The sequence below is a fragment of the Streptomyces thermospinosisporus genome (assembly GCF_039526425.1).
Taxonomy (GTDB): Bacteria; Actinomycetota; Actinomycetes; order Streptomycetales; family Streptomycetaceae; genus Streptomyces; species Streptomyces thermocarboxydovorans.
The window spans coordinates 15,132-24,076 of the sequence record NZ_BAAAIZ010000020.1 but is presented as its reverse complement, the minus strand read 5'-3'; the positions used below and the strand labels follow the sequence as shown (position 1 = coordinate 24,076).

At 69.8% G+C, this 8,945-nt stretch carries 10 protein-coding genes and 1 pseudogene; 7 read left to right on the top strand and 4 right to left on the bottom strand.

Annotated elements, in window-relative coordinates; translation table 11 throughout:
• From ABD207_RS32105 to pstB, 6 genes and pseudogenes are all read left to right on the top strand, one after another.
• Positions 1 to 155: pseudogene (locus ABD207_RS32105) on the top strand (CHAD domain-containing protein); the annotation flags it as partial.
• A gap of 143 nt (positions 156 to 298) precedes the next feature.
• Positions 299 to 763 carry an NUDIX hydrolase gene (locus ABD207_RS08660; RefSeq protein ID WP_344011348.1) on the top strand — a complete coding sequence of 155 codons (465 nt, stop codon included), beginning with the start codon at positions 299 to 301 and terminating at the stop codon, positions 761 to 763.
• A gap of 189 nt (positions 764 to 952) precedes the next feature.
• Positions 953 to 2,080: a phosphate ABC transporter substrate-binding protein PstS gene (pstS, locus tag ABD207_RS08655; protein WP_344011347.1), complete on the top strand. Its 1,128-nt coding sequence runs from the start codon at positions 953 to 955 to the stop codon at positions 2,078 to 2,080.
• 133 nt (positions 2,081 to 2,213) lie between these two features.
• Positions 2,214 to 3,218 carry a phosphate ABC transporter permease subunit PstC gene (gene pstC, locus ABD207_RS08650; RefSeq protein ID WP_344011345.1) on the top strand — a complete coding sequence of 335 codons (1,005 nt, stop codon included), beginning with the start codon at positions 2,214 to 2,216 and terminating at the stop codon, positions 3,216 to 3,218.
• A complete protein-coding gene (pstA, locus tag ABD207_RS08645) occupies positions 3,215 to 4,273 on the top strand; it encodes a phosphate ABC transporter permease PstA (protein ID WP_344011343.1) in 1,059 nt (352 codons plus the stop codon). Before pstC ends, pstA begins: the two co-directional genes overlap by 4 nt.
• A 75-nt stretch (positions 4,274 to 4,348) precedes the next feature.
• Complete coding sequence (gene pstB / locus ABD207_RS08640; RefSeq protein ID WP_344011342.1) at positions 4,349 to 5,125, top strand: phosphate ABC transporter ATP-binding protein PstB; 777 nt, start codon at positions 4,349 to 4,351, stop codon at positions 5,123 to 5,125.
• Positions 5,126 to 5,257: 132 nt separating this feature from the next.
• Here the strand turns inward: pstB and ABD207_RS08635 are convergent, their stop codons facing one another.
• Positions 5,258 to 6,256 (bottom strand): inorganic phosphate transporter, encoded by a 999-nt coding sequence (locus ABD207_RS08635; protein ID WP_344011341.1) that lies wholly within the window; start codon positions 6,254 to 6,256, stop codon positions 5,258 to 5,260.
• A 7-nt stretch (positions 6,257 to 6,263) separates the two neighbouring features.
• The gene (locus tag ABD207_RS08630; RefSeq protein WP_046778610.1) at positions 6,264 to 6,884 is read right to left on the bottom strand and encodes a DUF47 domain-containing protein; all 621 of its coding nucleotides are present in this window, start codon (positions 6,882 to 6,884) and stop codon (positions 6,264 to 6,266) included.
• A gap of 215 nt (positions 6,885 to 7,099) precedes the next feature.
• Between ABD207_RS08630 and ABD207_RS08625 the strand changes: the two genes are divergently transcribed.
• On the top strand, positions 7,100 to 7,471 hold the full coding sequence (locus ABD207_RS08625; protein WP_344011340.1) for a metal-sensitive transcriptional regulator: 372 nt from the start codon (positions 7,100 to 7,102) through the stop codon (positions 7,469 to 7,471).
• A gap of 31 nt (positions 7,472 to 7,502) precedes the next feature.
• Here the strand turns inward: ABD207_RS08625 and ABD207_RS08620 are convergent, their stop codons facing one another.
• Both ABD207_RS08620 and ABD207_RS08615 read right to left on the bottom strand, forming a co-directional pair.
• Positions 7,503 to 7,700, bottom strand: a complete 198-nt coding sequence (locus ABD207_RS08620; RefSeq protein WP_344003900.1) for a hypothetical protein — start codon at positions 7,698 to 7,700, stop codon at positions 7,503 to 7,505.
• A gap of 82 nt (positions 7,701 to 7,782) precedes the next feature.
• On the bottom strand, positions 7,783 to 8,634 hold the full coding sequence (locus tag ABD207_RS08615) for an SCO4651 family lipoprotein (RefSeq protein WP_344011339.1): 852 nt from the start codon (positions 8,632 to 8,634) through the stop codon (positions 7,783 to 7,785).
• Positions 8,635 to 8,945 lie beyond the last annotated feature (311 nt).

Here is an 8,945-nt window from a genome sequence, read left to right as displayed (position 1 = left end):
AGGCGGCCCGCACCCCGCGCATCGCCCCGGCGACCGCGTACGCGCTCGGCGTGCTGCACGCCGACCAGCGGCATGAGGTGGAGGCGGCACGGTACGCGTTCCAGCGCTGCTGGCAGCAGGAGCGGGAACGGAAGGAAGCGATCGGCACCGCGTGACGCGGGAAGCCGGAGGACGTACGCGCCGTACTCGCCGTACGCGCCGTACTCGCCGTACGCGCCACCCGCAACCGCACACGCACACGTTCTCGCACCCGCACTCGCACTCGCACTCGCATTCGCACCAAGGAGGCACACGCATCGTGGGCACCCCCGGCACCTCCCCCCGCCTTGGCTCCCTGGTCGTCCGTGCCGCCGGGTGCGTCCTGTGGCGCCACCATCCGGTGACCGGCGTCCTCGAGCTCTGCCTGGTCCACCGCCCCCGGTACGACGACTGGTCCTGGCCCAAGGGCAAGCTGAAGCGCGGCGAGGACCCGCTGGCGGGCGCGCTGCGCGAGGTCGCCGAGGAGACCGGCTACACCGCCGTGCCCACCTTCGAGCTGCCCACCGTCCGCTATCTGGCGAAGGGCCGCCCCAAAGAGGTGCGCTACTGGGCGGCCGAGGCGGTCGCCGGTTCCTTCTCCCCCAACGCCGAGGTCGACCGCATCCTCTGGCTGCCCCCGTACGTGGCCCACGCCCACCTGACCGCGCTGCAGGACGCGGATCTGATCCCGGTCCTGCTGGCGACCCTGCGGGAGAGAAGTGACGCCCTCGCCCTGCTGGTGTGAGTGTTCCGCGACCTCACCACCCCGTCCCCAGGGGTTCACCCCCCGTTCATTCCCGCCCATCGGCGCCGTCACCTGTTCTGCCTAATTTCGGCCGTACGCGACGCGGATCGCACGAAGAAGGAAGCATCCGCATCACTGACACCTCGCACGCCGCCGAATGCAGGACGGCGGCTCCTGGAAGGAACTCAAGTGAAGCTTCAGCACAAGAACCGGCGGGCCCTCGCTCTCGGTGCTCTCGCCGTCTCCGGCGCCCTGGCCCTCACGGCGTGCGGCTCCGACGACACCGGTAACGCGAACGGCGGTGACGCCTCCGCCACCGCCGCGGCCGGGAACATCAAGTGCGACGACGCCCAGGGCCAGCTGCAGGCATCCGGCTCCTCCGCGCAGAAGAACGCCATCGACGCCTGGGTGAAGCAGTACACCGCCGTCTGCAAGAACGTGCAGATCAACTACCGCCCGGACGGCTCCGGTGCGGGCATCACCGCGTTCACCCAGGGCCAGACCGCCTTCGCGGGTTCCGACTCGGCGCTGAAGCCGGACGAGGTGGAGGCGTCGAAGAAGGTGTGCTCCGGCGGCCAGGGCATCGACCTGCCCATGGTCGGCGGCCCGATCGCCGTCGGCTTCAACGTCCCGGGCGTGGACTCCCTCGTCCTGGACGCGCCGACGCTCGCCAAGATCTTCGACAGCAAGATCACCAACTGGAACGACGAGGCGATCAAGAAGCTCAACCCGGGCGCGGACCTTCCCGATCTGAAGATCCAGGCCTTCCACCGTTCCGACGAGTCCGGCACCACGGACAACTTCACCAAGTACCTCAAGGCCGCCGCGCCCGAGGACTGGAAGTACGAGCCCGGCAAGGCCTGGGAGGCCAAGGGCGGCCAGTCCGCGCAGGGCTCCTCCGGTGTCGCCCAGCAGGTCAAGCAGACCAGCGGCGCCATCTCCTACTTCGAGCTCTCCTACGCCAAGGACGGCATCAAGACCGTCGACCTGAAGACCGAGGCCGCCGAGCCGGTCAAGGCGAGCGTGGAGAACGCCACCGCGGCCATCGGCGCCGCCAAGGTCACCGGCACCGGCAAGGACCTCACGCTGCAGCTGGACTACACCCCGTCCACCGAGGGCGCCTACCCGATCGTCCTGGTGACGTACGAGATCGTCTGCGACAAGGGCAACAAGGCGGAGACCCTGCCGGCCACCAAGTCCTTCCTGAACTACATCGCCTCCGAGGAGGGGCAGAGCCTGCTCGCCGGGGCCGGCTACGCCCCGATGCCCGAGGAGATCATCACCAAGGTCCGCGAGACCGTCTCGGACCTGAGCTGATCCGAGCGTGCGGCCCGGCTCCGGCAGCGGGGCCGGCCCGCACCGTCCGGTGCACCGCCCCCAGGAGCCCCCGGACGCCGGGCGGCTCCGACCGAGCCGCCCGCCCCGGCGGCTCCGCAGACCGGAGACCCCGATGGACATGACGACTCAGCAGACAGCTCCTCCACCCCTTCCCCGACCAGCACCACCGGAGCGGCGGCCCGCCGCGCGCGGCGCCACCCGCCCCGGCGACCGGATATTCCTCGGGCTCTCCCGCGGCTCCGGCATCCTCGTCCTGGTGATCATGGCCGCCATCGCGGCCTTCCTCACCTACCGGGCGGTCCTCGCGATCAGCAAGGACGAGGCCAACTTCTTCACCGCCTTCGAGTGGAACCCCAGCGGCGTCCCGCCGCAGTTCGGCATCGCGGTACTGGCCTTCGGGACGGTCGTGTCCTCGGTCATCGCCATGATCATCGCGGTGCCGGTGGCCGTCGGCATCGCCCTGTTCATCACGCACTACGCCCCCCGCCGCCTGGCCGGGACCATCGCGTACGTGATCGACCTGCTGGCCGCCGTGCCGTCCATCATCTACGGCCTGTGGGGCGCCCTGGTCCTGGTGCCGAACCTGGACGGCCTCTACGGCTGGCTCGACGCATACCTGGGCTGGACCGGGATCCTCGAGTGGAACCAGGGCGCCCCGCGCTCGCTGTTCACCGTCGGGATCCTGCTGGCCATCATGATCCTGCCGATCATCACCAGCGTGAGCCGCGAGGTGTTCGGGCAGGTCCCGCGGATGCACCAGGAGGCGGCCCTTGCCCTCGGCGCCACCCGCTGGGAGGTGATCCGCATGGCGGTGCTGCCCTTCGGCCGCTCCGGCGTGATCTCCGCCTCCATGCTCGGCCTCGGCCGCGCGCTCGGCGAGACCATGGCCGTCGCCATGGTGCTCTCCCCGAGCTTCGACATCGACGCCAGCCTGCTCGACCCCGGCGGCGGCACCTTCGCCCAGAACATCGCGAGCAAGTTCAACGAGGCGACCGAGATGGGCCGGGACGCGCTGATCGCCTCCGGTCTGGTCCTGTTCGTCATCACCCTGCTGGTCAACGGCGCGGCCCGGCTGATCATCGCCCGCCGCAAGGAGTACTCGGGGGCCGCTGCATGAGCCACGCACTCGACGACAAGCCCGCCGCCGGCAGCCTGCGCGGGGCGCGCCTGCCCCGGTGGTTCCCGTGGGCGGCGGGCGCCGGATCCGTCGCCGCCGGCCTCGGCATCAGCACCGCCGCCGGCCTGCACAGCGGCATCCAGTGGGCGCTGATCGCCGCCGCGCTGTTCGTCCTCGGCTCCTACGCCCTCTCCGCCAAGGTGGAGGGCCCCCGCCAGGCGCGGGACCGCACCGCGACCAGCCTGGTCTGGGTGGCCTTCCTGCTGGCCGTCGTCCCGCTCGCCTCCCTGACCTGGGAGACGGCCGAGCAGGGCGTGAAGGTCCTGGACGGCTACTTCCTCAGCCACTCGATGGGCGTCGTCGCCGACAGCGAACCGGGCGGCGGCATCTACCACGCGATCCTCGGCACCCTGGAGCAGGTCGGCCTCGCCACCCTGATGTCGGTGCCGGTCGGTGTCCTCACCGCCGTCTACCTGGTCGAGTACGGCCGGGGCAGGCTGGCGAGGGCCGTCACCTTCTTCGTCGACGTGATGACGGGCATCCCCTCCGTCGTGGCGGGCCTGTTCATCCTCAGCCTGTGGATCCTCATCCTCGGCATGGGCTACTCCGGCTTCGCCGGCTCGATGGCCCTGTCCATCCTGATGATCCCGGTGGTGGTGCGCTCCACCGAGGAGATGCTCAAGCTCGTCCCGGACGAGCTGCGCGAGGCCTCCCTCGCCCTGGGCGTGCCGAAGTGGCGCACCATCCTGAAGGTGGTCCTGCCGACGTCCATCGGCGGCATCACCACCGGCGTGATGCTCGCCATCGCCCGCATCACCGGTGAGACGGCCCCCGTGCTGCTGCTGGTCTGGGGAACGAACTTCATCAACGCCAACCCGTTCCGGGACCCGCAGGCGTCGCTGCCGATGTACATCTACCTGCAGTACACCAACGGCTCGGACGCGGCCTACGACCGCGCCTGGGCGGCGGCCCTGACGCTCATCGCCTTCATCATGATCCTCAACCTGGTGGCCCGCGGCATCGCCCGCTGGAAGGCCCCGAAGACGGGTCGCTGACCCGGACACCACGACCGACGAGATTCGTCACCGGCACCGGCAGCGACCCGCGACCCGAAAGAAGCAGTGATTGCCATGGCCAAGCGCATCGACGTCAGCGGCCTGAACGCCTACTACAACTCCTTCCTGGCCATCGAGGACATCTCGATGACCATCGAGCCCCGCTCGGTGACGGCCTTCATCGGCCCCTCCGGCTGCGGCAAGTCCACGTTCCTGCGCACCCTCAACCGGATGCACGAGGTCACCCCCGGCGGCCGGGTCGAGGGCAAGGTCATGCTGGACTCCGAGGACCTCTACGGCAGCGGCATCGACCCGGTGGCCGTGCGCCGCGAGGTCGGCATGGTCTTCCAGCGCCCGAACCCGTTCCCCACCATGTCGGTCTACGACAACGTGGCGGCCGGCCTGCGCCTGAACGGCAAGTACAAGAAGCCGGAGCTGGACGACATCGTCGAGAAGTCCCTCCGGGGCGCCAACCTCTGGAACGAGGTCAAGGACCGGCTGCACAAGCCCGGCGCGGGCCTGTCCGGCGGTCAGCAGCAGCGGCTGTGCATCGCGCGGGCGATCGCCGTGGAGCCGAACGTGCTGCTCATGGACGAGCCCTGCTCGGCCCTGGACCCGATCTCCACCCTCGCCATCGAGGACCTGATCGGGGAGCTGAAGGAGCGCTTCACCATCGTCATCGTCACCCACAACATGCAGCAGGCGGCCCGGGTCTCCGACCGCACCGCCTTCTTCAACCTGGCGGCGGTCGGCAAGCCCGGCAAGCTCATCGAGATCGACGACACCGAGCGGATCTTCTCCAACCCGTCCGTGCAGGCCACCGAGGACTACATCTCCGGCCGCTTCGGCTGAGCAGTCCCCCCTGCGGCCTGCCCCCGGCCCCTCGCGGTGCTGCATGGCGGTGCCACCGCGAGGCCGCAGAAAGAGCCCGCCCCCCGGGACCCGGGGGGCGGGCTCACTCACATCCGCTGCCGCGAAGGGCTGCTACAGGAACGCCAGCTTCACGATCCAGAACGAGGCGGCGGCGACCGCCGCCGCGGCCGGCATGGTGATGAACCAGCCGAGGATGATGTTCTTGGCCACGCCCCACCGCACGGCGTTGATCCGCTTGGTGGCGCCCACACCCATGATCGCCGAGGTGATCACGTGGGTGGTGGAGATCGGGGCGTGGAAGACGAACGCCGAACCGAACATGATCGTCGCGCCGGTGCTCTCCGCCGCGAAGCCCTGCGGCGGGTCCAGCTCGATGATCTTGCGGCCCAGGGTCCGCATGATCCGCCAGCCGCCGGCGTAGGTACCCGCGGACAGCATCACCGCACAGGCGATCTTCACCCAGACCGGGATCGGGTCGCCGTAGTCCTCGACATCCGCGATGACCAGCGCCATCACCACGATGCCCATGGTCTTCTGCGCGTCCTGCAGACCGTGGCCCAGCGCCATGCCCGCCGCGGACACCGTCTGCGCGATGCGAAAGCCCCGCTTGGCCTTGTGCGGGTTGGACTGCCGGAATATCCACATGATCGCCGCCATCACCAGATAACCGGCGACCAGACCGACCACGGGCGAGACGAACATCGGGATGACGATCTTCTCCAGCACCCCGTCCCAGTACACGGCGGTGCCGCCGGCCAGGGCCGCGCCCACCATGCCGCCGAACAGCGCGTGCGAGGAGGAGGACGGCAGCCCGAAGTACCAGGTGATCAGGTTCCAGACGATCGCACCGACCAGCGCGGCGAACAGGATCCCCATGCCCGTCGAGCCCTCGGGCGTCTCGATCAGCCCCTCGCTGACCGTCTTGGCGACCCCCGAACCGAGGAACGCACCGGCGAGGTTCATCACGGCCGCCATGGCGAGCGCCACCCGCGGGGTGAGGGCACGCGTCGACACGGACGTCGCGATCGCGTTCGCCGAGTCGTGGAAACCGTTGGTGTACGTGAAGAAGAGCGCGACCCCGATGGTCACGACCAGAGCGAAGGTGTCCATGGAGGGGTCAGGACTCCTTGACCGCGATGGTCTCCACCGTGTTCGCCACATGCTCGAAGGCGTCGGCCGCCTCTTCGAGTACGTCCACGATCTGCTTCAGCTTGAGGACCTCGATGGCGTCGTACTTGCCGTTGAAGAGGTGGGCGAGCAGCTTGCGGTGGATCTGGTCGGCCTGGTTCTCCAGCCGGTTGACCTCGATCCAGTACTCGGTGAGGTTGTCCATGGTCCGCAGATGCGGCATGGCCTCGGCGGTCAGCTCGGCGGCCCGCGCCAGCACCTCGATCTGCTGCTCGACGCCCTTGGGCAGTTCCTCGATGTTGTAGAGGACGACCAGGTCGACGGCCTCCTCCATGAAGTCCATGATGTCGTCGAGGGACGATGCGAGGGAGTAGATGTCCTCGCGGTCGAACGGCGTGATGAACGAGGAGTTCAGCTGGTGGAAGATCGCGTGCGTGGCATCGTCGCCCGCGTGTTCCGCGGCCCGCATACGCTCTGCGATCTCGGCCCGGGCGGAGGAGTCCGCCCCGAGCAGTTCCATCAGGAGCTTGGAGCCCGTGACGATGTTGTCCGCGGAAGCGGCGAACATGTCGTAGAAGCTCGTCTCCCTGGGGGTCAGACGAAAGCGCACGTGGGGTCCTCGGGATGCATCGGTTTCGGTCAGGCTGATGCTAGGCGCATCATCCGGCCGCGACTAACGGGCCGCCCCCCAGTGTCGCCCATCAGTCACAGTGATGAGCAGGGGGGCGGTCGGGCAAGGGGCCCATACCCGGCAAGGTTCGGTACCATATACCCACCAGGGGTATATATCGCCCGCAGCAGCAGCCACAGCAGCAGGAGGACGCCATGACGACCACCGAGGCCGGCGCCGGTGCGCCCTCCGCCCCGGACGTGACCGAGGAGTCGACGGACATCGTCACCGACCACGACCGCGGCGTCCACGGCTACCACAAGCAGAAGCAGGAGCACCTCAAGCGGCTGCGGCGCATCGAGGGCCAGATCCGCGGCCTGCAGCGGATGGTCGACGAGGACGTCTACTGCATCGACATACTCACGCAGGTGTCCGCCTCCACCAAGGCCCTGCAGTCCTTCGCGCTGCAACTGCTGGAGGAACACCTGCGGCACTGCGTCGCCGACGCGGCCCTCAAGGGCGGCGACGAGATCGACGCGAAGGTGAAGGAGGCCACACAGGCCATCGCCCGCATGATGCGTACCTGACCGGGCTGACGCCGTACCCGGCCGGGGCCGCTCAGCGCCCGCCGCGCAGGGACTTCCGGTCCTTGCCCGCGCGTTCCTCGGCGACCCGCAGCACCTTGTCGATGCTCTCCAGGCTGAGCCGGTCCTCGGCGGCGGAGGCGGCGATCATCAGCTCGCCGGTCAGCTCGATCTCGGCGAGGGCAACGTGGTCCTGAACCGTCCCACCCCCGAGCGGAGCCACGCGCGTCACCTCATCTCTGCCGTCATCCGCTTCCTAGAGTAGGGAGCGCGATACGGGGCGCGCATGGCACGTAAGGGCTAGTTCACGCCGGTCACTCCTCGGCGATCCGGCCCGCGTAGATGTCCTGCGGCTCGGGAAGCCGTACGTTCGCGGGGGCCCCGAAGTCGTAGAGCAGTGTGGTGGATGCCACAGCGACCGGGGTCTCCTGCTGCCCGTTCACAAAGCTGAACCGGTGCCGGATCTTGCGGATCCGCCCCTGATCGTCCAGAAACACGTCGAACGGCACCTCGGCGGTGGCGAACCCTTTCGCTGCCGCCCGCAGCGGCCCCCGGTCGGCCTCGCCGGCCTTGCGCGCCGCCACGGCGAGATCCGCGGTCCCCCGGTAGTGCCGCACCGCCGTCCCGGCCACCTCGGTCCGCTTCACGAAGGTGGCCGTCCGCGTCCCGCGCAGCACCTCGGCCGCGGCGAGCGGATCGGTCACCCCGCCGGTGACGAGATTGCCGTCGGACAGCGTCGCGGTGTCCACCCGCACCCACTTGTCGGCAGGCACACCGGCCCCCCGGTTCTTCATGTACAGCGCACCGGGCGCGAGCAGCTCGGTGATGGGCTGCCGGGCGCTGGCCCCCGCGGGGTCCTCCGGCAGCACGACCTTCAGCCGCCCGAGCCGCTTGCCGAAGTCATAGACGCCCTCGCCCCGGATGGTCACCCGGGTCCCCCCGGTCGCCATCTCCATCGACGTACGCGCCTTGCTGCTCCCCGCCTCGACGAGCGCGTCGGCGGCCTTCGCCACCACCTCGACCGCGTCCTCGGCGGGCGGCCCCCCGGTCACGGCCCCGCTCGGCGCGCACCCGGAGCCCGTGCCCCAGAGGCACCCGACCACCCCGGCCGCAACGACCCCCACACCGGCCCGCCTGCCCAGCAGCTGCCGCCGCGATCCAGCCATCGCCTCGCCTACCCCCGCTACGTCCGACACGGGCCGCCTGTCGTTCCGGTTAACGACGGGTAGGACACCCCGTCACGCGCCGCCCGCCGCCGCTACGCCGTTCCCTGCCGACCTCGGACGCCGCCCCACCCCCGTCCCCTGCACCTACGCCCGCCGAGCGCCCACCCCAACCCCCCGAAGAACCACACCGCCGAGTGACCCCACGGGGTCCCACAGCTACCCAGCTGCGGGCAGTCGGCGCTGCGTAGTTGCGTGCAGTCGGCTGCGCAGCTGCGGGCAGTCGTGCCGCCTGGGGCGGCACGGGCGGGCGA

Excerpts from the sequence above, each read along its gene's own strand:
- pstC (WP_344011345.1), top strand. The coding sequence starts at position 2,214 with ATGGACATGACGACTCAGCAGACAGCTCCTCCACCCCTTCCCCGACCA.
- pstA (WP_344011343.1), top strand. The coding sequence starts at position 3,215 with ATGAGCCACGCACTCGACGACAAGCCCGCCGCCGGCAGCCTGCGCGGG.
- pstB (WP_344011342.1), top strand. The coding sequence starts at position 4,349 with ATGGCCAAGCGCATCGACGTCAGCGGCCTGAACGCCTACTACAACTCC.
- ABD207_RS08635 (WP_344011341.1), bottom strand. The coding sequence starts at position 6,256 with ATGGACACCTTCGCTCTGGTCGTGACCATCGGGGTCGCGCTCTTCTTC.
- ABD207_RS08625 (WP_344011340.1), top strand. The coding sequence starts at position 7,100 with ATGACGACCACCGAGGCCGGCGCCGGTGCGCCCTCCGCCCCGGACGTG.
- ABD207_RS08615 (WP_344011339.1), bottom strand. The coding sequence starts at position 8,634 with ATGGCTGGATCGCGGCGGCAGCTGCTGGGCAGGCGGGCCGGTGTGGGG.